The 21,860-nt window shown below is 55.3% G+C and carries 22 protein-coding genes; 16 read left to right on the forward strand and 6 right to left on the reverse strand.

Translation table 11 applies throughout. The annotated features are described in order from the left end of the window. The first annotated feature begins 15 nt into the window (after positions 1-15). The 5 genes from gcvH to TMES_RS03610 all read left to right on the forward strand — a co-directional run bounded on the left by gcvH (position 16) and on the right by TMES_RS03610 (position 4,997). The gene (gcvH, locus tag TMES_RS03585) at positions 16-393 is read left to right on the forward strand and encodes a glycine cleavage system protein GcvH (RefSeq protein ID WP_085579874.1); all 378 of its coding nucleotides are present in this window, start codon (positions 16-18) and stop codon (positions 391-393) included. Next, complete coding sequence (gene gcvPA, locus TMES_RS03590) at positions 393-1,748, forward strand: aminomethyl-transferring glycine dehydrogenase subunit GcvPA (RefSeq protein ID WP_085579431.1); 1,356 nt, start codon at positions 393-395, stop codon at positions 1,746-1,748. The genes gcvH and gcvPA overlap by 1 nt, the downstream gene beginning before the upstream one ends. Then, on the forward strand, positions 1,745-3,241 hold the full coding sequence (gcvPB, locus tag TMES_RS03595; RefSeq protein WP_085579433.1) for an aminomethyl-transferring glycine dehydrogenase subunit GcvPB: 1,497 nt from the start codon (positions 1,745-1,747) through the stop codon (positions 3,239-3,241). Before gcvPA ends, gcvPB begins: the two co-directional genes overlap by 4 nt. Positions 3,242-3,457: 216 nt before the next feature. Further along, a complete protein-coding gene (locus TMES_RS03605) occupies positions 3,458-4,390 on the forward strand; it encodes a protein phosphatase CheZ (RefSeq protein ID WP_085579437.1) in 933 nt (310 codons plus the stop codon). 196 nt (positions 4,391-4,586) lie between these two features. Then, the gene (locus TMES_RS03610; protein WP_085579876.1) at positions 4,587-4,997 is read left to right on the forward strand and encodes a hypothetical protein; all 411 of its coding nucleotides are present in this window, start codon (positions 4,587-4,589) and stop codon (positions 4,995-4,997) included. Between the two features lie 195 nt (positions 4,998-5,192). Here TMES_RS03610 and TMES_RS03615 read toward each other — a convergent pair whose 3' ends face one another. Further along, a complete protein-coding gene (locus tag TMES_RS03615; protein ID WP_085579439.1) occupies positions 5,193-5,675 on the reverse strand; it encodes a peroxiredoxin in 483 nt (160 codons plus the stop codon). 141 nt (positions 5,676-5,816) lie between these two features. After that, positions 5,817-8,084, reverse strand: a complete 2,268-nt coding sequence (locus tag TMES_RS03620) for a protein-disulfide reductase DsbD family protein (RefSeq protein ID WP_245835188.1) — start codon at positions 8,082-8,084, stop codon at positions 5,817-5,819. 257 nt (positions 8,085-8,341) lie between these two features. Between TMES_RS03620 and TMES_RS03625 the strand changes: the two genes are divergently transcribed. Continuing rightward, positions 8,342-8,920, forward strand: a complete 579-nt coding sequence (locus TMES_RS03625; RefSeq protein WP_085579443.1) for a YqgE/AlgH family protein — start codon at positions 8,342-8,344, stop codon at positions 8,918-8,920. A gap of 36 nt (positions 8,921-8,956) precedes the next feature. Here TMES_RS03625 and TMES_RS03630 read toward each other — a convergent pair whose 3' ends face one another. Then, positions 8,957-9,880: a LysR family transcriptional regulator gene (locus tag TMES_RS03630; protein ID WP_085579878.1), complete on the reverse strand. Its 924-nt coding sequence runs from the start codon at positions 9,878-9,880 to the stop codon at positions 8,957-8,959. Positions 9,881-9,985: 105 nt separating this feature from the next. Between TMES_RS03630 and TMES_RS03635 the strand changes: the two genes are divergently transcribed. Next, on the forward strand, positions 9,986-11,158 hold the full coding sequence (locus TMES_RS03635) for an MFS transporter (RefSeq protein ID WP_085579445.1): 1,173 nt from the start codon (positions 9,986-9,988) through the stop codon (positions 11,156-11,158). Between the two features lie 130 nt (positions 11,159-11,288). Here the strand turns inward: TMES_RS03635 and TMES_RS03640 are convergent, their stop codons facing one another. Both TMES_RS03640 and TMES_RS03645 read right to left on the reverse strand, forming a co-directional pair. Beyond that, the gene (locus TMES_RS03640) at positions 11,289-11,588 is read right to left on the reverse strand and encodes a putative quinol monooxygenase (protein WP_085579447.1); all 300 of its coding nucleotides are present in this window, start codon (positions 11,586-11,588) and stop codon (positions 11,289-11,291) included. A 44-nt stretch (positions 11,589-11,632) separates the two neighbouring features. Next, on the reverse strand, positions 11,633-12,652 hold the full coding sequence (locus tag TMES_RS03645) for an NADP-dependent oxidoreductase (protein ID WP_085579449.1): 1,020 nt from the start codon (positions 12,650-12,652) through the stop codon (positions 11,633-11,635). A gap of 89 nt (positions 12,653-12,741) precedes the next feature. Here TMES_RS03645 and TMES_RS03650 point away from each other — a divergent pair, with 89 nt between their 5' ends. Then, positions 12,742-13,359, forward strand: coding sequence for a TetR/AcrR family transcriptional regulator (locus TMES_RS03650; protein WP_085579451.1), 618 nt, complete (start codon positions 12,742-12,744; stop codon positions 13,357-13,359). A 111-nt stretch (positions 13,360-13,470) separates the two neighbouring features. On the opposite strand, the gene TMES_RS03655 is transcribed toward TMES_RS03650, so the two are convergent. Continuing rightward, positions 13,471-14,286, reverse strand: coding sequence for a hypothetical protein (locus tag TMES_RS03655; RefSeq protein ID WP_085579453.1), 816 nt, complete (start codon positions 14,284-14,286; stop codon positions 13,471-13,473). Between the two features lie 1,124 nt (positions 14,287-15,410). On the opposite strand from TMES_RS03655, the gene coxB reads away from it, so the two are divergent. From coxB to TMES_RS03690, 8 genes are all read left to right on the forward strand, one after another. After that, complete coding sequence (gene coxB, locus TMES_RS03660; RefSeq protein WP_085579880.1) at positions 15,411-16,262, forward strand: cytochrome c oxidase subunit II; 852 nt, start codon at positions 15,411-15,413, stop codon at positions 16,260-16,262. An 11-nt stretch (positions 16,263-16,273) separates the two neighbouring features. Further along, positions 16,274-17,878, forward strand: a complete 1,605-nt coding sequence (gene ctaD, locus TMES_RS03665) for a cytochrome c oxidase subunit I (protein WP_085579455.1) — start codon at positions 16,274-16,276, stop codon at positions 17,876-17,878. 79 nt (positions 17,879-17,957) lie between these two features. Then, on the forward strand, positions 17,958-18,884 hold the full coding sequence (locus TMES_RS03670; protein WP_085579457.1) for a heme o synthase: 927 nt from the start codon (positions 17,958-17,960) through the stop codon (positions 18,882-18,884). Next, positions 18,881-19,024: a hypothetical protein gene (locus TMES_RS22745; RefSeq protein WP_158091179.1), complete on the forward strand. Its 144-nt coding sequence runs from the start codon at positions 18,881-18,883 to the stop codon at positions 19,022-19,024. Before TMES_RS03670 ends, TMES_RS22745 begins: the two co-directional genes overlap by 4 nt. Before the next feature lie 56 nt (positions 19,025-19,080). Then, a complete protein-coding gene (locus TMES_RS03675; protein ID WP_158091180.1) occupies positions 19,081-19,725 on the forward strand; it encodes a cytochrome c oxidase assembly protein in 645 nt (214 codons plus the stop codon). A 71-nt stretch (positions 19,726-19,796) separates the two neighbouring features. Next, on the forward strand, positions 19,797-20,597 hold the full coding sequence (locus TMES_RS03680; protein WP_085579461.1) for a cytochrome c oxidase subunit 3: 801 nt from the start codon (positions 19,797-19,799) through the stop codon (positions 20,595-20,597). A gap of 53 nt (positions 20,598-20,650) precedes the next feature. Beyond that, entirely contained in the window at positions 20,651-21,019 is a 369-nt protein-coding gene (locus TMES_RS03685; protein WP_085579463.1) for a DUF983 domain-containing protein, read from the forward strand. Between the two features lie 7 nt (positions 21,020-21,026). Next, complete coding sequence (locus TMES_RS03690; protein WP_085579465.1) at positions 21,027-21,749, forward strand: SURF1 family protein; 723 nt, start codon at positions 21,027-21,029, stop codon at positions 21,747-21,749. Positions 21,750-21,860: the final 111 nt, after the last annotated feature.

Raw genomic sequence — 21,860 nt, forward strand, 5'->3', positions numbered from 1 at the left:
CAGGGACAAATCAAAATGGCTAAAAAATTCTCCAAAGAACATGAATGGCTTGAAATTAACGGCGATGTGGCAACGGTTGGTATTACCGACCACGCCCAGCAGGCCCTTGGCGATATTGTGTATGTCGAACTGCCCGAAGTCGGCAAAAAGCTGGCCAAAGACGGCGACGCGGCAGTTGTTGAATCGGTCAAGGCCGCCAGCGACGTTTACGCCCCGGTTGACGGCGAAATTGTTGAAGCCAACGAAGAACTCGACGCCAACCCGGCTTTGGTTAACGAATCGCCGGAAAATGACGGCTGGTTCTTTAAAATCAAAATGTCTGATGCCTCCCAGCTTGACGATCTGATGGACGAAGCCGGTTACAAGGCATTTGTCGAAGGTCTGGAGGACTAATGCGCTATCTTCCGCTGACCAAGGCAGACCGGGCCTCGATGCTTGAAACCATCGGCGCTGGCTCGGTCGATGACCTGTATTGCGACGTGCCTGACGGTGCGTTGCTTAAAGAGCCGGTCGATCTGCCACACCATTTGGGTGAAATGCAGGTTGAACGCGATATGGTCAAACTGGCTGCCAAAAACATGGGTACGGCATCGGCCCCCAGTTTTCTGGGTGCCGGGGCCTATCGGCACCATGTTCCTGCCACGGTGGATTATATCATTCAGCGCGGCGAGTTTTTAACGGCCTATACCCCCTATCAGCCTGAAATTGCCCAAGGCACGTTGCAGTACCTGTTTGAATTTCAAACCCAGGTCGCATCGATCACCAATATGGATGTCGCCAACGCATCGATGTGGGACGGGGCAACGTCCTGTGCCGAAGCGGTGCTGATGGCATGCCGCGCCACCCGGCGTAAAAAGGCGGTTTTGTCAGGTGGTTTGCACCCGCATTACCGCGAAGTCACCGAAACCTATTGCCAGTACAGCGATACCGAGCTTGCCGGTCGCGATGGCCACCCGGAACACCAGGCAACTGCCGATGAACTTGATGATCTGATCGACGATCAGACCGCCTGTGTCGTGGTGCAATATCCCGATGTGTTTGGCCGTCTTGACGACCACACCAAACTGGCCGATGCCTGCCACGCCAAGGGCGCGCTTTTGATTGTGGTGTTTACCGAGGCCGTGGCCTTTGGTGCCATCAAATCACCGGGCAGCTTTGGCGCCGATATTGTCTGTGGCGAAGGCCAGTCGATTGGCAATGCGCTGGGCTATGGCGGGCCATATGTTGGCCTGTTTGCCACCACCAGCAAGCTGGTGCGCCAGATGCCCGGCCGCCTGTGCGGCGAAACTGTCGATCAGGATGGCAAGCGCGGTTTTGTGTTAACCCTGTCGACCCGCGAACAGCATATCCGCCGCGAAAAGGCGACCTCGAACATTTGCACCAATTCGGGCCTGTGTTCGCTGGCCTTTACGGTGCATATGAGCCTGCTGGGCGAAGATGGCTATCGCAAACTGGCCGCGATTAACCACGAACGTGCGGTTAAAACCGCCGATGCGCTTGACGGCGTTGCCGGGGTTGAGGTTGTCAATGACAGCTTCTTTAACGAATTTACCGTCAAGCTGGCAAAACCGGCAGCAGAAGTGGTTGAAGCCCTGGTGGCGCGCGGCATTATGGGCGGGGTTCCGTTATCGCGCCTGTATCCGAACCGCGATGATCTGGGCGCGTTCATGCTGGTCGCCGCGACCGAAACCAACACCGACGAAGACATCGCGGCCCTTGCCGCCGCCCTTAAGGAGGTGCTGGCATGACGTTTCAGACCCACACTGGCAATCGTGGCCTTGTTCTTGAAGAAAAGCTGATTTTCGAACAGGGCGAAGCTGGACGTTCCGGCGTTGACCTGCCCGATCCCGAGCCGGTCAAAAGCCGCATGGGCGGCCTTGAACGCGACAGCGACATTGGCCTGCCGGGCCTGTCCGAACCACAAGTGGTGCGGCACTTTACCCGTCTGAGCCAGAAGAATTTCGGCATTGATTCCGGTTTCTTCCCGCTGGGGTCTTGCACCATGAAGCATAACCCGCGCCTGAACGAAAAGATTGCCCGCTTGCCCGGCATTGCCGATTTGCACCCGATGCAACCCGAAAGTACCGTTCAAGGTGCGCTGGAACTGATTGACCAGTGCGCGCATTGGCTGCTGGTGTTAACCGGCATGCCTGCGGTTGCCATGTCGCCCGCATCGGGCGCGCAGGGCGAGCTGTGCGGCATGATGGCCATTCGTGCCGCCCTTGATGCGCGCGGCGAAAACCGCCGTCGGGTGCTGGTGCCCGAATCGGCACATGGCACCAACCCTGCCACGGCCGCTGCCTGTGGCTTTACCGTAGACTCGATCCCCGCCACGGCGGATGGTCGCGTTGATCTGGCCGCGTTTGAAGCCAAACTGGGCGATGACGTGGCCGGTATCATGCTGACCAACCCCAATACCTGCGGGTTGTTTGAACGTGACGTGCGCAAGATCGCCGATCTGGTCCATGCGGCGGGCGGTTATTTTTACTGCGACGGGGCGAATTTCAACGCCATTGTCGGTCGGGTCCGCCCGGCAGACCTTGGCATTGATGCCATGCATATCAACCTGCATAAAACCTTTTCCACCCCGCATGGCGGCGGTGGGCCGGGTTCGGGGCCGGTGGTGTTTTCCGATGCCTTGGCACCGTTTGCGCCGATCCCCTATGTGGTTAAAACCGAAAACGGCTTTCATCTGGTGGAAACTGCCGATGAAAAAGACGGCAAAAAGCCGTTTGGCCGCCTGAAAGGTTTTCATGGCCAGATGGGCATGTTTGTGCGTGCGCTGTCTTATATGAAAAGCCACGGGGCCGACGGGTTGCGTCAGGCATCGGGCGATGCGGTTTTGAATGCCAACTATTTGCTGGCACGCCTTAAAACCAAGCTTAGCGTCGCCTATCCCGGCTATTGCATGCATGAAGCCCTGTTTGATGATGACTTCCTTAAAGGGACCGGTGTTTCAACCCTGGACCTTGCCAAGGCGATCATTGATGAAGGCTTCCATCCGATGACCATGTATTTCCCGCTGGTCGTTCATGGTGCCCTTTTGATTGAACCGACCGAGACCGAAACCAAAGAATCGATTGATCAGTTCTGCGATGCTGTTTTGTCGTTGGTTGCCAAGGCCGAGGCCGGGGATTCGGAATTCTTCAAAAATGCACCCTATTTAACACCGCGTCGCAGGCTGGATGAAACAGCCGCTGCCCGCAAGCCTGTATTGCGCTGGACCCCGGCAAACGCTTGATCCGCAATGCTGCGCTGCGATTTTTTGCACCCCGGTCTGTTGGCCGGGGTGTTCTTTTTCAAGGGCTTGATCTTGAAAGCCGTTGGACTCGTCATGATCTCGCCCTCTATAATCCAATTGCATTTGCGAATGACCGGCCCTTGTGGGAAGGCTGGTTCGGAAATGCAAGATTGGGAGACCAGGGTTTATAGCCCGCGGCGGAGGTAAGAGACTGTTATGACGCGTCCCGTGCAGAGAATTTTTACAGCCGAACGACGTTTGCGCGAACGTCAGGGGCCTGTCGTTGAAGAAGACTGGTCGGAGTCATTTTTTGATCCGTCTCTTGAAACCGGGCTTGGGGCCGGCGAAGTGCCTGCGCCATCACAGTTAGCTGCTCCTGTCGCCAAAGACGGGGGCAATAATCAGCTTGTTTTAGATGAAATTCGGGCAATGCGGGCCGAAATGGCCCAGCTGCGCAATGCGATTGCCCAGGGTGTGGCCATTGCGCCCGGTGCCGGGGCTGGCAATATTGCGCCGGCTGGCAGTAACGCCAATGACGAACCGCTTGATATTTTGCCAGAACCGGTGTCGAGCCGCCCGTCGCATTCCAGTCGCCCCGGTGCCAGCGAGCCCGACCGCGATGATCTGGAGCTGATTCGTGGCCAGATTCAGGAAATGAACGAACATATTCACAAGGCGAAAATTCAGATTGCCGCCTTGCGCCATCCCAAAGCATCGGATGACCGGCTGGTTACGGCGGCCAGTGAACTTGACGCGATCGTCAAAGATACCGAAATGGCGACGCATACCATTCTGGAATCGGCCGAACAGATCGACGATCTGGCGATGACGCTGAAAAATTCCGCCACCAGCGATTTTGTGGCCGACCATGTCGAACAGATCGCGTTCATCGTTACCAAGATTTTCGAATCTTGTAATTTTCAGGACATTACCGGGCAGCGCATCAACAAAGTGGTTAACACATTGGAATTCGTTGAAAAACGGGTTCACAACATGATCCTGATCTGGGGCGAGGATGCCTTTGCCGATCTGCCCATGTCCGAAGAGGAAGAAGACGAGGTCAAACACGAAGATGCCGATCTTTTGAATGGTCCGCAGATGGAAGGCGAAGGGATCAGCCAGGACGATATCGACAAATTGTTTGATTAAGCCTTTCATTTCCGCGCCAAACTGCCAATATCGAAAATAAGCAGATCCTTCTTAAGGGGAGGGTGATGTAACGCGACAGCCTTGCATTATTGCTTTTGTGGCATGCGCCCGCCGGGGCGGGATTTGCTGCTGGTAGATGGAAAACGAACATTCGGGCGGGTTTGGTCGTGCCCGGGTGTTCTGGAGGAAATGGATTATGGCATTTTGGTCAACAACCAAAAATAACGCCACACAGGCCAAGGCCCAGGATATCAAGTGGCGCGCAAGCCCGCGCGGCGATTATTATCGCCTTTATATGCTTGATGATCTGACGCCTTTAAAGATCGACGGTGTTGGCGGGGTTTATCTGGTGTGGCATGGCGGGGTAAAGCCGGGCTGGCTTTTGGCAGGCAATGCCGCGGATTTGGGCGAAGTTTTTCGCGAGCTGATGAAGGACCGCGACATTCGCGATTATGATGGTCGCGGCGGGGTTTTTATCAGCTGGTCACCAATCAAAAGCGAATTTCGCGATGGTGTGGTTCACTATCTGGCCCGCAGCATCAAACCGGTTTTTGAATGCGAATTTAACAGCCGCGAAGATGCTATTCCGGTAATGCTGCCGCGTTAATTCGCCTTCCTAACGGACTTTGCCGGGTTTTAGATCAGGCCGGGATGGATATATCGGTGCCGGTGTGATGCGCGGTTTGGCCAAGCGACAGGTCTATCAAACAAAACAGGCCGAACCGCATATATGACGGTTCGGCCTGTTTGATATTTACAAGGGCGCGCAAGGGCACCCTCTGTGCGTCGCGGTTTGTTTTTCTTACAGCGAAGCCAGAACAGATTCTGCACTTGAAACATCAAATGCACCCGGTTCTTCAACAGCAAGATGGGTAACCTTGTTGTCGTCAATCACCATGGCATAACGGTTGGCGCGTTCGCCAAGTCCCTTGCCGCGCAAATCCAGTTTCAGGCCGGTGCCATTGGTGAAATTCAAATCGCCATCGGCCAGCATGGTGATGGCATCGCCAACATTTTCCGATTTGGCCCATGCCTGCATCACAAAGGCATCATTGCTGGCAAGGCAGAAAATTTCGTCCACACCCTTGGCTTTGATCTCTTCGGCCTTGTTGATGAAACCCGGCAGATGTTTGATCGAGCAGGTCGGGGTAAAGGCCCCGGGAACGGCAAAAAGAACAACCTTGCGACCAGAAAACAGATCCTTGCTTTGGACGGCTTCGGGGCCATCTGCAGTGGCACGGTGCAATACGACGTCAGGTAGCGTTGCGCCTTCGGCGATGGTCATGGCGTTTCTCCGTTTTAAATGCCGCATTTTATGCGGACATGGATTACCGGTGTAAGGCCCGGCAGGGTTTGCATTGCTGCTTTCTAGAATGACTTAAAAAACCCTTCAGGGCCAGCAGCTTCCAAACAGGTGTGATGGCAATCAGTTTTTCGCAAGGCCGTTGGCCCCGCTTGCCGTGGCAATGCCCGAAATAACCTGATCCTTGCTGAGCAATTCCGACATCAAAATGCCGTTGGGTGCGGCCGGGCCAAACACGGCATTAAACGGAATGCCATAACGGTTATAGCTGGCAAGAAACGCCGCAATTGCCGGGTCAGGCCGGGTCCAGTCGCCTTGCATCAGCACAATGTTGTCGCCATCAAGGGCGGCGCGAACATCGGCGGTATCAATCACCAGGCGTTTATTAACCTGACAGGTCACACACCAGTCGGCGGTAATATCAACCAGCACGGTTTTTCCTTGTGCCACCAGCTTTGCGATCTGGTCGGGGGCAAAGCTTTGCCACGGCAGTCCAGTGTCTCCGCTGGCCTGCGTGTCGGCATTTCGGGCGCTGTTTGCCGGTGGCTTGGCAAAACCCGGCGCAAACAGGGCAACCAGCACCGCAAGGGTGGCAAAACCTGCCAGTAACGGCTTGCGTTTGGCATGGCTGGTTTTATGCCGCCACCAGATCAACCCGCTGGCAAGGGCAAGGCCCGCGCCGACCACAATCGCCCCGTTGGGGCCAATTTGCCCGGCCAGCACGCCAAGCAGCCAAATTGCCGTGCCCAGCAGTGCCAGCCCCAGCACAAATTTAACCACCGCCATCCAGCGGCCCGGTTTGGGCAACAGGCGGGCAATTTCCGGGCGCGCCGCAATCAGCAAATAGGGCAGGGCGAAGCCAACGCCCAATAGCGTAAAGATCCAGAAAATATCAAAGATGGTTCCGGCAAGGGCAAAACCAACGGCGGTGCCCAAAAATGGCGCAGAACACGGTGTGGCCAGCAAAGTGGCAAACATCCCGGTCAGGAAATGCCCGCCCATGCCCTCCTTGCCAGTTTGACTGTCGCCGGTGCGGGGCTGGTGATGGTCAATGGTGTCGTTGGCAAGGTCGTTTAATCGATTGGCGCTGATTTCAAACAGGCCAAACATATTGCAGGCAAACAGCACCACAATGATGGTCATCACCGTTAAAAACAGCGGTTGCTGAAACTGAATGCCCCAACCGATCGACCCGCCCGCCAGTTTAAGGATGCCTAACGCCCCGGCAATAATCCAGAACGACACCAGAATGCCCAGCGCACTGGCGATAAACCCGCGCCGGGTACTGGCCCGGTTTTCGGCCCCTAGTTTAATCGCCCCCATCACCTTGATCGACAGAACCGGCAGCACACATGGCATCACATTGAGGATCAACCCGCCCAGCAAGGCCAGCCCGCCAATAACCCACCACGCCATCGCCGGGCTTTGCCCGACAGCAGCCTTGGGGGCGGGGCTTGCCGTCGCCGCGGTGCCGCCGCCTGCACCATTGTTTGTTATCAAACCGGTCGGTGCGGTGGTGCCAATGGTAACGGGCTGTTCAACGGCCAAATCGCCCGCCAGAACGGTAACGGTTACATGTTGCCCGGCAAAACTGGCGGCCTTGGCATTGTTATGGATCGTCAACCGGTAAACCGGCGCACCGTTTATGGTTTGGCCGGTGGGCAACGGTGGGCCAAAACTGTCGGTTGGTTTGCCTTCGACCAGAATATCGGGTGTGACATCGGGCGCAACATCGCGCAGGGCAATATCAAGGAAGCTGTCCCCGCTGTCCCCGCTGGTCCCGGTCACCCCATGCGCCCCGGCATCGCTGTTTTCCCAAATGTCGGAAACCCCGATTGGCAAATTGTCGCCGCGAAGCGGAACTTTGGCGGCGAATTTTTCAATTTCGTGGGCGTGGCTGGAAATATCGGCGCGATCGGCAGGCAGGCTCAGGTTTAAAACCGCTGTTGCGGGCACGCAAATGTCGCTACATGCCAGATAATCCACCGATAAATGCAGATCAACCGGTTGGGACGGGTCAAGTACCGGAACATCTATCGGGAAAATAACCCGGTTTTCATACCCGAAGGTTTCCAGCCCGAAAATGGAAAAACGAACCGGCGCTGGCCACAACATGGTGGTGCCGGTTGCGTCAATATTGGTTGACCCGGTCCAGTCTGTTTTCGGTGGAAAACCGGCATCACCGGCACTGCGCCAATATACTTTCCAGTGCGGCTGCAACGAAAATTCCAGCCCCAGGCGCAGGCTGTGAACATCCTTGATACCGTCGCGCGCGCTGAGAACGCGGACAGAGGCAAAATCCTCGTCCTGCCAGGCGCTTTGTGCCGTTGCGGCCTGTGCCAGATGGGGCAGCAATATCAACATCAAAACGGCAAAAATACGCTTGGTCACAATAGACATTCCTGGAAAATGGGTCAGCGAGGCAGGGGTACGACGATGAATGGTTCAATGCAAGCCACGAACATGTTACTGCGGCGTCAACGAAGGCGGGCCGTTAAAACCGGACTGGTTTGAACAGCGGATTATACCCATATACAAAACAGGCGGCTTGATTAAGAGCAGGTGGGTGTGAATTTTTAACACCATGCTTGGCTTGACCCGTCAGAACGCGGTAGTCTTGAGTTTCAGTGAATGAGGATGGCGCAAAAATGGCATATGCAGGCAACGACGGAGAATATCTTTCGGGCAAGCTACTGGTTGCCATGCCCGGTATGCGCGATCCGCGGTTTGCCCAAAGTGTGGTCTATCTGTGCGCGCATAATGAAGACGGTGCCATGGGCATTGTCGTAAACCGCCTGATCGATTCCATCACCTTTCCCGAATTGCTCGAACAACTCGGCATTGTGCGCCCGGCCTCGACCATTTCCGATATTCAGGTGCATTTTGGCGGGCCGGTTGAATCGGGCCGGGGGTTTGTTCTGCATTCCAACGATTTCCACAACGACGCCACCTTGCAGGTGGACCGTGATGTATCGGTAACCGCCACGGTCGATATTCTGGAAAATATCGCGCTTGATAAAGGCCCGCATAACAGCATTCTTGCCCTGGGTTATGCCGGGTGGCGCAGTGGCCAGCTGGAAACCGAAATTCGTGCCAATGGCTGGCTGCATGTGGATGCCGATGCCGACTTGCTGTTTGGCACCGATTGCGAAGACAAATGGCAACGTGCCTTTGCCAAGCTGGGCTTTGCCCCCGAATTGCTGTCGGGCGAAGCCGGTCACGCCTGACCGTGTGTCACCCCGTGCAGGTCGGGATGTTCTGACCTATTCGATGCTGATATTTTTCGCCAGATAATCCAGAAAAACCCGCATCCGTAACGGCATTTGCCGCTGGCCGACAAACACGGCATGGATCTGTTCAAATTCCGGCTCAACCCCGTCTTCGAACAAGGATTCCAACCGCCCCTGTTTAATATCCTCGCCAACATGAAACCGGGCGAGGCGGCCAATGCCAACCCCGGCCAGGGCAAGCTGGCGCATGGTTTCACCGTTATTAACCTGCAAATTGCCGGTTCGCGCTCCGGGGTCGTCGTGACCGCCGCTGTTATCGTTCCCGTCACCTCCGGTCTGGTTCAGCGCCCATTGGTCTTGTGCGCGGCGAAAATTGAAATTCAGGCAATTATGGTTTTCAAGCTCTGCCGGGGTGTGCGGGCGACCGTGGCGTTCGATATAAGATGGTGCAGCAATGATCACCCGGCGGCTTACGCCCAGTTTACGTGCCAGCAAGCGTGAATCGCGGAGCGTGCCGCTGCGAATGGCAATGTCGGCACGTTCATCCAGAATATCAATCACATCGTCGGTCAGGCTTAAATCAATGGTGACTTCGGGGTATTTTTCCAAAAAACCACCAAGGACGGGCACCAGCACATGGTTGCCAAACGGAATGGTGGCATTAACGCGAATGGCCCCGCGCGGCGTGGCGCTGTCATGGGCGAGCCGGGCTTCCAGTGTGTTGATATCTTCCAATATGCGGCTGGCATCGTGGTAATAGGCATGGCCTTCGCGGGTTAATTTTAAATTACGGGTGGATCGCACAAATAATTGCGCCCCCAGCCGTTCTTCTAACCGCGCAATCAGTTTTGCTACTGCCGACGGGGTAAGCTGCAACCGCCGGGCGGCGGCCGAAAAACTGCCCGCATCGGCAACCCGCAAAAACACTTCCATTTCGCCCGACCGGTTCGGTAACATTTGCGAATAAAATTCCAAACTAATTATAATTGTTGAATTATAGTCACATCAAAGCAAAAAAGCCATAGTGCAAGCCATGTAAAGTATCAACCAAAAGGCTTTGTTATGCCCTTAGCAATCTATGCGCTTGCCGCCGGTGCCTTTGGCATCGGCATGACCGAATTCGTCATTATGGGCTTGCTGCTTGATGTGGCACGCGATCTTGATGTGTCCTTGTCCAGCAGCGGGCTTCTTGTTACCGGCTACGCCCTTGGCGTGGTTGTGGGTGCCCCGGTTCTGACGGTTTTTACCGGCAGATGGCGGCGAAAAAATGTGCTGCTGTTTTTGATGGCGGTTTTTATCATCGGCAATTTCCTGTGTGCCATTGCCCCTGATTACGCGACGTTAATGATCGCGCGTATCATTGCCGCCTTTGCCCACGGGGCGTTTTTTGGCATTGGGGCCGTTGTTGCCACCGACCTTGTCGCCAGGGAAAAAAAGGCATCGGCCATTGCCATTATGTTTACCGGGCTGACCGTTGCCAACGTGCTGGGCGTGCCATTTGGCACCTGGCTGGGGCAAATGTATGGTTGGCGCGCCACGTTCGAGGCCGTGACCGTGATTGGCGTTCTGGCCTTGATCGCGACCGCATTTTTGGTGCCGCGCGATAAAAAACACACCACCATCAATGTTGCTGCCGAAATGAAGGCCCTGCTACGTCCGCAGGTGTTGCTGGGGCTGGCGATTACGGTGCTGGGCTTTGGCGGCGTGTTTGCCGCCTTTACCTATATCGCCCCGTTATTAACCGAAGTCGCCGGTTTTTCCGATGCGGCCGTATCGCCGATTTTGCTGTTATTCGGGGTGGGGCTGTTTATTGGCAACCTGTATGGCGGGCGCTTGGCTGACCGCCGGTTAATGGCCACCCTGATCGGGTCGCTGGTGTTTTTGTCGGTCGTGCTGGTGGTGCTGACCTACGCGCTTGATAATCAAATATTCGCCATCATCACGGTCGGGGTTTTGGGCGCGGCGGCATTTTCAACCGTGCCACCGTTGCAAATGCGGGTTCTGGCCAAGGCCGAAGGCGCGCCAAGTTTGGCATCCTCGATTAACATTGCGGCTTTCAACCTTGGTAATGCCGGTGGCGCGTGGCTGGGCGGTGTCGCCATTGACCACGGGCCGGGCCTGGCCGGGGTGCCGCTGGTGGCCGCCGCAATTACCGCAGGCGGGCTGGTTCTGGCCCTGATCAGCTGGCGGATGGACCGATCCCCGGAACGAAAACTGGCGTCTCTGGCCGCGTAATTTAAACCGTGCCAATCCGATATGACTTGTGCCTTGGAATAATTGCAAAAGACGGCCATGTGATGTGGCCGTCTTTTGTGTATGGCGTGGCCGGTCAGGACCCCGAACGATGCGTTGGCATATTTCTGGTTTACGCCATCAGCGGGCGTTCATTCGCGGCATCATATTTTAAAACCTCGCCTTGCATCCTGTCCGACCATTTACCAACAAATGCCCCCGTTTCCCGGCGGGCCAAATGCGCGCTTAACGATGGCTGGTCTTGCCAGCGTTCCGCCACCAGCAATCGCGCCGCCTTTCGGTTTGCGATTGCAACCGCATAGGAAAGGCAGCCACTGCCAGCCTTGTTGGCGGGGTTAATTGCTTCAATGTCGTTTAAAAAATCGTCCACATCCGATGGGGCGATGTCAACATGCCCTAAAACAATAATCATCACTGTTCTTTCTGTTGGCGTGTGCGGTTTTAGAACCTTTGTCCCTAATCGACGGTAAGCACGATTTTGCCCTGAATGTGGCCTTTGGCGGCGCGTTCATGTGCCTTGCGCGCATCGGCCAGCGAAAAGGTGCTGTCAAGAACCACCCGGATCGACCCGTCATTAAGCAAACGACCAACCTCGGCCAGTTGTGCCCCGCTTGAACGGACCTGGGTTGCCGAAACGCTAACGCCCAGCTTTTGTGCTTCTTTTTCGCCCGAAAACCCCAACGGGAAAATCGGAAACAAGGCACCGCCGCGCTTTAGCGTGGGCAGGAAACGCCCTGTGGTGGGGCCACCAACGGCATCGATCACCAGATCAATGTCACGGGCAACGTCTTCGGGTGGGGTTTTGCTGTAATCGATGAAGTCATCGGCCCCAAGATCGCGCAACAGGGCTTCATGCCTGCCCGATGCCACGGCAATCACATGTGCCCCTTTCAGCTTCGCGATTTGCACGGCAAAATGCCCCACACCCCCGGCAGCCCCGTTAACAAGCACGGTCTTGCCCGCAAGCGGAACGGGTTGATGCATGGCGGGTTGCAGCGGGTTTGGTTCGCGGTGGCCCAGATCAATCATGAATTGCCACGCGGTTAGCAATGACATGGGCGCGCCAGCGGCATGGGCGTGGTCAATCCCGGCGGGTTTAATTGCCAGTTCCGATGCCGGCACGCTGACATATTGCGCATAAGCCCGGCTATCCCCGGCAAGGCCGCTGGGAAAACGCACCATGGCGTAAACGGCGTCGCCCATCGCGAAATCCGTCACGTCATCGGCAATCTCTGTTACCGCGCCCGATATGTCGGTGCCTAAAATGACAGGAAAGGCAACCTGTGGCCGCCACTCGGCCGGCAGCATTTTATAGCCGTCGCGCAGGTACCAGTCCGGCGGGTTCAGGCCCACGGCGTGAACCCGCACCAGCACCTCGCCGGCCTTTAATTCCGGCATCGGTGCGTCCTCGTAATGCAGGACGTCGGGTCCGCCAAACGCGTGCTGGCGAACCGCCTTCATCATGGTCGATGTCATATCTTTTCCTTGTCTCGCATGTATGATACTCCTATTCGGAACACTGCTCCATATAAACGGAACAGTGTTCCGTTTGTCAAGGAGGATCGATGCGCGCGGACGCCCGAAAGAATTATGACCACCTGCTTGTCATCGCGCGCGATGCCGTGATGGCGCAGGGGGCGGAGGTTTCATTGCGTGAAATTGCCCGCAAGGCGGGCGTTGGCCTTGGCACGCTGTATCGTCATTTTCCCACCCGCGAAGCACTGTTTGAAGCCTTGCTTCGTGCGCGGTTCGACGAATTAACGATCAGGGCGCGTGATCTTGAAACGGCAGATTCTTCCGCACAGGCCCTTGTTTTCTGGCTCCGAGAGGCGGTGGCGGTAACGCAAAATTACAGCGGGGTGATCGCCCTGATGGTTGCCGCCATTGCCGAGCCGGATTCCGCCCTTCATACATCCTGTGTTGCGATGCGTGCGGCTGGAACGCAGCTTTTGGTGCGCGCACAGGCGGCCAATATGGCGCGTGCCGATATCGATGGCACCGATCTTTTCGGTTTGGTGGGCGCCCTTGGCTGGATTGGCGACCAGCCTGTTTTGGTCCCGCGTGCGGAACATTTGTTTGACGTTATCGCCGATGCAATCCTGACCGATCAGGGGCGGGGCAATATTCGCGCGCAAACCAGCCCGCCGCAGCCTGTGGAAAACATTGTAAAACCGGAAGCATGAATTTGCCGGACGGACGCTTTAAACATTGAGCCGTGCCGGTTGGTAAGACGCCACATATAAAAAAGGCAGCGTCCCGATCAGGATGCTGCCTTGATGTGACGTTATCGCCGATCAATCGAACAGGGCGTCGATTTCGTCTTGCGAGAAAATCTGGTCGATTTCGGTCTGGTTGTTCTTTTCCTGATTTTGCGGCGCACGGGTCACCGTTTTATCAAGGTTATCGAGGCCCTTGGGATCTGGCGGCAGGTCAAAGTCGTCAAAGTCGTCTTCGCCCCAAATCTCGATGACGCGGTTTACGCGTTCCTCGATATATTTCATGGTGTTAACGACTTTGGTAATCCGCTGCCCGGTCAGATCCTGGAAGTTACAGGATTCAAACACCTTGACCACCAGTTCAACAATATCGTCGGCCAGCCCCTGCACATAATCATCGGTCGCCGCCGAGCGGATATTGTGGGCGACAGTGTCGATATTTTCGACATTTTCCAAAATATTGGCGGTGGCTTCCTCGGTTGCTTCGACAATCGAGTCAAGCTCGCCCTTCACAATATTCAGGCGCGTGCCGCTGGTATCATCGGGCGAGGTATAAAGGGCGGCGATTTCTTTTTTGGTTTCCTGGATCGAGTTGGCAAGCGCGCGAATTTCGGTTTTCAGCATCCGGAGTTCATTGCGGGCATCGCCCTGGTCTTCGGGCGTCTGAACCAGCTTGCGCTGCTCGTCAATCATGATCTTGATATCAGACAGAAGCTCCAGTTTCAGATCCTCGATCGCATTATGCAACGAGGAGAGGTCGGGTGCCTGTGCCGGAGCCTGCCCCTCACCGTAAATCGCCGGATCCGGCAGCGATACGATGTCGCTCATAGTTTCCAGCTTGTTTAACAGCCGCATTTCGGCAGTGAACAGCTTCTTTTGATTTTGACGAGCCATAGGCAAACCTCAATAACGGAAATCTGTCGTATCTTATACCCAAACGTCAGTTTTTCAACTTTTGTATAGGTTCGTGCGGGCGCGCCAGCAATTGCTTTTGGGCGATTTGCAGTCTGTCGATGTGGTTGTCATGCTTTGATAATGGGGAAAGATAGCGACATGTAAAGGGAACACTGCCGGTTAATTTTGCAAAAAGGCCGACAATGCGAATTATACCTGTCCTTACCTTTCGCCTGCGGCAACCTTTTATGACAACACGCCTCCGCGCCGGGCCAGCCAAATGGCCAAAAGGGCGGGCGCAAACGCGATTAATTCCCGGTTTTTGCCCTTAAATCCCCCCATACAACCAGATAGCGGGCAAAAATCGCAAAAACATGCCCGCCCGACCTGGCCCGGTGAACATGCAAGCCGGTCTTGCGACGGTTAAATTGCAGTGCGGCAAAAAATGGCGGTGTCACCGCGAAAGCGGGTTTTCAGGCGATTTTTGTTGTTCGGGGCCGATGGCAGGTGGAAATGATGCGGCGTTTGGGCGACTGGAAACGAAATTCCCCGGACGATTCGCGAAACTTTTACGCGCAATCCGGTAAAATCTTACCATAATATGTTAATTCAAGGTTGCGACGCGGCGAAACGCCGGCGCGCTAAAAAGATGAATTTGCAAAAATTTTTCAGATCACAGCGCGGTGCGCGCCCTGCGCACATTGCTTTGTTTGCTATGGCTACCGCAGGGCGATATCGGGTTGCAGGCGTTGTGGTTGGGTTGCTACAAGGGGAATATTCCTTTTGATCCATAGGTTTAGTTTTGGAAAAATGATGAAATCAGCTAAAACCCTATGACAGAACACAAAATTTATTTGTGCGCCGCAGCAAGGTTTTTTGTGGAACAGGTTGAAAAGATAAGCTATTTGCCACGCATACCGATATGCTTGGCATGTCTGGATAATAGAATTAGTCTTGGCTAATGAGTTTGTAGTTTTGAAGTCGGGACCGATCCGCGGTCCAATGTCATGGCGGGTCATTTTCGGGGGGCGATCGGGTCTTCCCGATCGGAATATGTCACGCTGTTCGGCGTCGCCGAAAATGGCAATAATGCCTTGAGTTGTAATGCGAGGGGGCAGATTCGCATGTCGATCAAGATGCTGTTTCCCATTTTGTTGCTGGGATTGGCAGTTCTGACAGGACTGGATTCATCTGCGATTGCCGCAGTGGGCCAGCCCGAGCCGTGGCAGATGGGTCTTCAGGACGCCGTTTCGCCAGTGGCGGTTGAGGGCCATAATTTTTTCATCTTGCTGGTTTGGCTGATGACGGCTGTTGTCGTTGTTGTGCTGGCGTTGCTGCTTTATGCGCCGTTTCGCTTCAGCCGCAAGCGCAATCCGATACCATCAAAGACCACCCACCATACCCTGCTTGAAGTGGCATGGACGGTGGTGCCGGTTCTGATCTTGCTGGTCATCGCCATCCCGTCATTCCGTTTGCTGTATTACGCAGACCATGTCGAAGATGCCGATATGACGCTGAAAATCATCGGCAAGCAGTGGTACTGGAGCTACGAATATCCCGACAATGGCAATTTCACCTTTGATTCGTTGATGCTCGATGAGGATGAAGCCGTTGCCGAAGGCAAAAAGCGTCTTCTCGATGTGGATAATCCCGTTGTTCTGCCGGTCGACACCGACATTCGCCTGATCATGACATCGGAAGATGTGATTCATAGCTGGGCGATGCCGTCACTGTTCATTAAACTTGATGCTGTTCCGGGTCGTCTTAACGAAACCTGGACCCGCATTCCGGCGAAATATGCCGGAACCATGTTTTATGGTCAGTGTTCGGAACTGTGTGGTGTTAATCACGCTTATATGCCGATTGCGGTCAAGGCCGTGACCAAGGAAGAATACGCAGATTGGGTCAAGACGGCTCAGGAACAGTTTGCCTCGGCGACCTTGCCGGCCGCTGTTTCCGTTGCCTCGGCCGAGTGAGGGAGAGTTCAATGGCTCACGCCGATACACATGCGCAAGATCACGATCACAGCCATGATCACGATCATACGCCCAGCTTTTTCCGCCGCTGGTTTTTGTCGACCAACCACAAGGATATCGGATCGCTCTATCTGATTTTCTCGCTGGTGGCCGGTTTGATCGGCGGGGCATTCTCGGTGTGGTTCCGCATGGAACTGGCACATCCGGGAACCCAGATCATTATGGATCATCAGTTCTTTAACGTGCTGGTGACCGCGCACGGCATGATCATGGTGTTCTTTGTCGTCATGCCCGCCATGATTGGCGGTTTTGGCAACTGGTTTGTGCCGATCATGATCGGCGCGCCGGATATGGCCTTTCCGCGCCTGAACAATATTTCGTTCTGGCTGCTGGTTCCGGCCTTTTTCCTGCTGCTGCTGTCAGCCGCGGTGGGGGCAGGTGCCGGTACCGGCTGGACGGTTTATCCGCCGCTATCCACGCTGGGCCATCCTGGTGCCTCGGTCGATATGGCGATTTTCGCGCTGCATCTGGCCGGTGCCAGTTCTATTTTGGGCGCGGTTAATTTTATCACTACCATTTGCAACATGCGTGCGCCGGGCATGACCCTGCATAAAATGCCGCTTTTTGCCTGGTCAATGCTGGTAACCGCCTTTTTGCTGCTGCTGGCCGTGCCGGTTTTGGGTGGTGCGATCACCATGCTTTTGACCGACCGTAACTTTGGCACCTCGTTCTTTAATCCTGCTGGCGGTGGCGACCCGATCCTGTATCAGCATCTGTTCTGGTTCTTTGGTCATCCCGAAGTTTACATCATGATTTTGCCGGGTTTTGGCATCATCAGTCACATCATTTCAACCTTCTCGCGCAAGCCGATTTTCGGGTATCTGGGCATGGCCTATGCCATGGTCGCAATCGGGGTTGTCGGCTTTATCGTGTGGGCACATCACATGTATACCGTTGGCCTTGATGTTGACACCCGTGCCTATTTCACCGCGGCAACGATGGTGATTGCGGTGCCAACCGGGATCAAGATTTTCTCGTGGATCGCCACCATGTGGGGCGGCTCGATCAGCCTGCGCGCGCCCATGCTGTGGGCAATCGGCTTTATCTTCCTGTTTACCGTTGGCGGTGTCACCGGGGTTATTCTGGCCAATTCCGGCATGGATCTGCCGCTGCACGATACCTATTTCGTGGTGGCGCATTTCCATTACGTGTTGTCGCTGGGCGCTGTGTTCTCGATCTTTGCCGGGTTCTATTACTGGTTTGGCAAAATGACCGGGTACGAGATTTCCGATCTGGGTGGCAAGATTCATTTCTGGCTGTTCTTTGTTGGCGTCAACCTGACCTTCTTCCCGCAGCACTTCCTTGGGCTGGCAGGCATGCCGCGCCGGTATGCCGATTATCCTGATGCGTTTGCAGGGTGGAACCTTGTTTCGTCTTATGGTGCGTATCTCTCGTTTGCAGCGACGATTTTCTTCCTTGGTGTGGTGGCACACGCCTTTATTCGTGGTAAGAAAGCGGCCGCAAACCCGTATGGCGAATATGCTGATACCCTCGAATGGACTGTCAGTTCGCCGCCGCCGTTCCATACCTTTGATGAACTGCCGCGCATTAAATAAGCCATGCGACCTTTTGTCTTTCGCCGGATAACCCCGGCGAAAGACAACCACCAAAGCCAGAAAGAAGACCGCACCTGTCATGAGCAAGACCGCACTTGATCAGACGCTGACCCTTGATACCGTGCCCAGCATTCCGGTTTCGACCGTGCGTGATTATTTCACGCTGCTTAAACCCGGTGTCATGACGCTTGTTGTTTTTACCGGTGCCGTTGGCTTGCTGATAGCGCCGGGTCACCTGCATCCGTTTCTGGCCCTGGTTGCCATTGGCTGCATTGCCGTTGCCAGTGGCGCTGCTGCCTCGATTAACATGTGGTATGATCGCGATATTGATCGCCACATGAAACGCACCATGAACCGGCCGATACCGGCCGGGCGTGTGCCCGCAGACGAAGCCCTGTCGATGGGGATTTTCCTGTCGATTGTGTCGGTCACGGTGATGGCAGTTGCCATTAATCTGGTCGCGGCCACCTTGCTGGCGGTGTCGATCGGGTTTTACGTTTTTGTCTATACCATGTGGTTAAAACGCCGCACGCCGCAAAACATTGTTATTGGCGGGGCCGCCGGGGCGTTTCCGCCCATGATTGGCTGGGCCGCTGTTACCGGTGGCATCGACCTTAATTCGCTGGCGTTGTTCATGATTATTTTCATGTGGACCCCGCCGCATTTTTGGGCGCTGGCCCTGTTTCGCTGTGGCGATTATGCCAAGGTCGGCGTGCCGATGATGCCGGTTGTGGTTGGCCCTGCGGCAACCAAAAAGCAGATGCTGGTTTACACCATTTTGCTGCTGCCGGTAACGCTGGTGCCGTATTTTACCGGGTTGCTGGGTGTGTTTTATGCCGCCACGGCCGCCCTGACCGGGCTGTGGTTTTTACGTCATGCCTGGCGTGTTTTGCGCAATGCCGAGGAAAAGGCACCGCAAAAAATGTTTGGCTATTCGATTTTGTACCTGTTTGTGCTGTTTGGCGCGATGGTTGCCGATATCTGGCTTGAAAGGCTCATCGCATGACCGAACAGCGCAAAATGACCGACGAAGAACTCGTTGCTTTTTATGCCAGTCGCCGGCGTAAAAACTGGGTTCTGCTGGGAATACTGACCGGGCTTGCCGTTTTGTTTTTTGTGATCACCATCCTTAAAATGAGCGGCTGACAGACATGACCCGCCGCAAACGCAGAAATCAGGAAAGTGGCAGAAAGATCGGGGGATTGATCTTTTGTCTCGCGGCGATCCTGGTGGGCGGGTTTGTGGGCTTCAAGGTCGCATCCTCGCTCGGTTTGCGCAGCACCAACGGTGCGGACGTTACCATCGGCGAGATAACGCCTGCACTGGCAACACCGGCAACACCGGCAGCCGCATCTGGCACGGGTGGCAATGCGCAGGTGGTGCAGGTTGGCGGGGCGGCGATGGAAACCACTGGCCTTGCGGGCAGCAACAATGCGCCCGTCCGGGCCAAAACGATTAAAATATCGTTCGGGGCAAGTTCTGATCCGGCAATGGATTGGGAATTTGCTCCCGAGCAGGCATCGATGACGGTGGCGCTGGGCGAAAACAAAATGGCGTTTTATGCCGCCCATAACCTGTCGAACAAGGTTGTAACGGGCGAAGCCGCCTATAGCGTAACGCCGGTTGAAGCGGGCCGATATGTGAACAAGCTGGCATGCTTTTGCTTTGATGCGCAGCGGCTGGCACCGGGCGAAAATGTGGATATGCCGATCAGCTTTTTTGTTGATCCGGCCATTGCCGATGATCCGGCATTACGGGATTTGAGCGAAATTAAGCTGTCTTTTGCCTTTTACGCCGTGAAAACGGCAGCCCAGGCGACAGACAGATCCGGTGAGAGCGGAGGCTGATCCGACAGGTCCAGCATCCGGCAATGAGTGGTTTGACAATTAATTTATTCAAGGACTGAGGGGGGCGAGGAATGAGTGATCAGGCTCAGAAGCATCCGTTCCATCTGGTAGACCCAAGCCCGTGGCCGATGATTGCGGCACTTTCTGCGGGCATGTTTACCGGTGGCATGGTTTATTTCATGCATTCGGATCGGATGCTGACCGATTTCTGGCTGGCGGCCATGGGCATTGCCGGTATCCTGTTTGTGATGTTCCGCTGGTGGAGCGACGTGGTTCATGAATCGCGCATCTATCACAATCCGGTTGTTCAAATCGGCTTGCGGTATGGCATGTCGCTGTTCATCGCATCCGAAGTCATGTTCTTTGTCGCGTTTTTCTGGGCCTTTTTCCAAAGCGCGCTTCTGGACTTCAACCCGTCCATCACGCAATGGCCGCCCGCAGGCATCGAAGTTCTTGATCCGTGGGACTTGCCCTTTATCAATACCCTGATTTTGCTGCTGTCGGGCTGCACCCTGACATGGGCGCACCATGCCTGCATCGAAGGCCATAAAAAGCATATGGTCCAGGGGCTGGCGATTACCGTTCTTCTGGGCATCGCGTTCCTGTCGTGTCAGGCCTATGAATATCATCACGCGGCCTTTGCCTTTGATGGCGGTATTTATCCCTCGACCTTCTATATGGCGACGGGGTTTCACGGGTTTCACGTTTTTGTCGGCACGGTGTTTCTGGCAGTTTGCCTGTATCGTGCCAATCGCGGCGATTTCAAACCCGACCATCACTTTGGCCTCGAAGCCGCGGCGTGGTACTGGCATTTTGTTGACGTGGTCTGGCTGTTCCTGTTTTTCTCGGTTTATATCTGGGGCGGTAAATAACGCCCGCGACCGTTGAAAAAACACCATCCTGACCCAAAGGTTTTAAAGGCCTTATGACCCTGGATTATTATCCGCCACTTTCCCCCATTCGCACCGGCCTTGCGTGCAAGTGCCCGCGCTGCGGTGGGGGAAAGTTGTTTTCAGGCTTTCTGGTTGTGCGTGAAAGCTGCGATGTGTGCGGCCTTGATTTGCGCGGCCATGATACCGGCGACGGGCCTGCGGTTTTTATCATTTTCATCCTTGGCTTTTTGGTGGTCCCCCTTGCCTTATGGGTGGAATTAACGTACCAACCGCCTTTGTGGCTGCACGCTGTTATGTGGTTTCCCACCGTGATCGGGGTTACCCTTTTGCTGTTGCGGCCGCTTAAAGGGGTGATGGTTGCCCTGCAATATCGTCACCGTTCGACCACGGAACAGGAATAGGCCCTTTATGGCGCTTCTTAACACGCGGCCCACCGTCGCAATTTCGATTTCGGCCGGTCTGGCATTGCTGATTTTGCTGGTGTTGGGGGTCTGGCAGGTGGAACGCCTGTTCTGGAAAGAAAACCTGATCGCCCAGCGCGAAGCCCAGGCCAGCATGGCGCCGATCGATTTTCCTGTTGACGTCACCGAAATTAATCCCGACCTGTCCTTTCGTGCCGTTCGCGCCCATGGCCGTTTCCTGCATGATCAGGAAATGTATTTAATGGCGCGCACCATGCAGGGCAGCGTTGGCTTTCAGGTGATTACGCCGCTTGAACAGGCCGATGGCCGCATCATTCTGGTTAATCGCGGCTGGGTGCCCGACGATAAACGCGACCCCGCCACCCGTGCGCAAGGCCAGGTAACCGGCCAGGTGGACGTTACCGGCGTTTTGCAGGTCGCCCGGCCCCGCCATTGGGCTCAGCCCGAAAACGACCCGGTGAAAAACCAGTGGTTTTATGTGGACCCGCAACACATGGCCGAAGAAGCGGGCGGCGACCTTGCCAGCCCCTATTACCTCGAAGCCGACGCCACACCCAACCCCGGCGGTTTTCCCATTGGCGGACAGGCCCATGTCAGCTTGCCCAACAACCATTTGCAATATGCCATTACGTGGTTTTGCCTTGCGGTTGCGCTGGTGGTGATTTTTATCGTTTATCACCGTCGCCCGGCCCCGCCCAAAGCGGATTGACCTTGCAGCCGCCCCCATTGGCAGACTAGTTTTCAGTGTGATTGTAACTTGCGCCCGTTTTTCCTGCCCGCGTTGGGCCGGGGCGGGGCATTTTACGTAATCCCGCCTGTT

Origin of the sequence: Thalassospira mesophila (genome assembly GCF_002115755.1) — a bacterium.
In the GTDB taxonomy this organism is placed as follows: domain Bacteria; phylum Pseudomonadota; class Alphaproteobacteria; order Rhodospirillales; family Thalassospiraceae; genus Thalassospira; species Thalassospira mesophila.

Coding starts and splice junctions, on each gene's coding strand:
- gcvPB (WP_085579433.1), top strand. CDS start 1,745: ATGACGTTTCAGACCCACACTGGCAATCGTGGCCTTGTTCTTGAAGAA.
- TMES_RS03690 (WP_085579465.1), top strand. CDS start 21,027: ATGGCGCTTCTTAACACGCGGCCCACCGTCGCAATTTCGATTTCGGCC.
- TMES_RS03605 (WP_085579437.1), top strand. CDS start 3,458: ATGACGCGTCCCGTGCAGAGAATTTTTACAGCCGAACGACGTTTGCGC.
- TMES_RS22745 (WP_158091179.1), top strand. CDS start 18,881: ATGACCGAACAGCGCAAAATGACCGACGAAGAACTCGTTGCTTTTTAT.
- TMES_RS03655 (WP_085579453.1), bottom strand. CDS start 14,286: ATGGCTCGTCAAAATCAAAAGAAGCTGTTCACTGCCGAAATGCGGCTG.
- TMES_RS03635 (WP_085579445.1), top strand. CDS start 9,986: ATGCCCTTAGCAATCTATGCGCTTGCCGCCGGTGCCTTTGGCATCGGC.
- TMES_RS03685 (WP_085579463.1), top strand. CDS start 20,651: ATGACCCTGGATTATTATCCGCCACTTTCCCCCATTCGCACCGGCCTT.
- TMES_RS03680 (WP_085579461.1), top strand. CDS start 19,797: ATGAGTGATCAGGCTCAGAAGCATCCGTTCCATCTGGTAGACCCAAGC.
- TMES_RS03610 (WP_085579876.1), top strand. CDS start 4,587: ATGGCATTTTGGTCAACAACCAAAAATAACGCCACACAGGCCAAGGCC.
- TMES_RS03630 (WP_085579878.1), bottom strand. CDS start 9,880: ATGTTACCGAACCGGTCGGGCGAAATGGAAGTGTTTTTGCGGGTTGCC.
- coxB (WP_085579880.1), top strand. CDS start 15,411: ATGTCGATCAAGATGCTGTTTCCCATTTTGTTGCTGGGATTGGCAGTT.
- TMES_RS03645 (WP_085579449.1), bottom strand. CDS start 12,652: ATGACATCGACCATGATGAAGGCGGTTCGCCAGCACGCGTTTGGCGGA.
- TMES_RS03650 (WP_085579451.1), top strand. CDS start 12,742: ATGCGCGCGGACGCCCGAAAGAATTATGACCACCTGCTTGTCATCGCG.
- ctaD (WP_085579455.1), top strand. CDS start 16,274: ATGGCTCACGCCGATACACATGCGCAAGATCACGATCACAGCCATGAT.
- TMES_RS03615 (WP_085579439.1), bottom strand. CDS start 5,675: ATGACCATCGCCGAAGGCGCAACGCTACCTGACGTCGTATTGCACCGT.
- gcvH (WP_085579874.1), top strand. CDS start 16: ATGGCTAAAAAATTCTCCAAAGAACATGAATGGCTTGAAATTAACGGC.
- gcvPA (WP_085579431.1), top strand. CDS start 393: ATGCGCTATCTTCCGCTGACCAAGGCAGACCGGGCCTCGATGCTTGAA.
- TMES_RS03670 (WP_085579457.1), top strand. CDS start 17,958: ATGAGCAAGACCGCACTTGATCAGACGCTGACCCTTGATACCGTGCCC.
- TMES_RS03640 (WP_085579447.1), bottom strand. CDS start 11,588: ATGATTATTGTTTTAGGGCATGTTGACATCGCCCCATCGGATGTGGAC.
- TMES_RS03625 (WP_085579443.1), top strand. CDS start 8,342: ATGGCATATGCAGGCAACGACGGAGAATATCTTTCGGGCAAGCTACTG.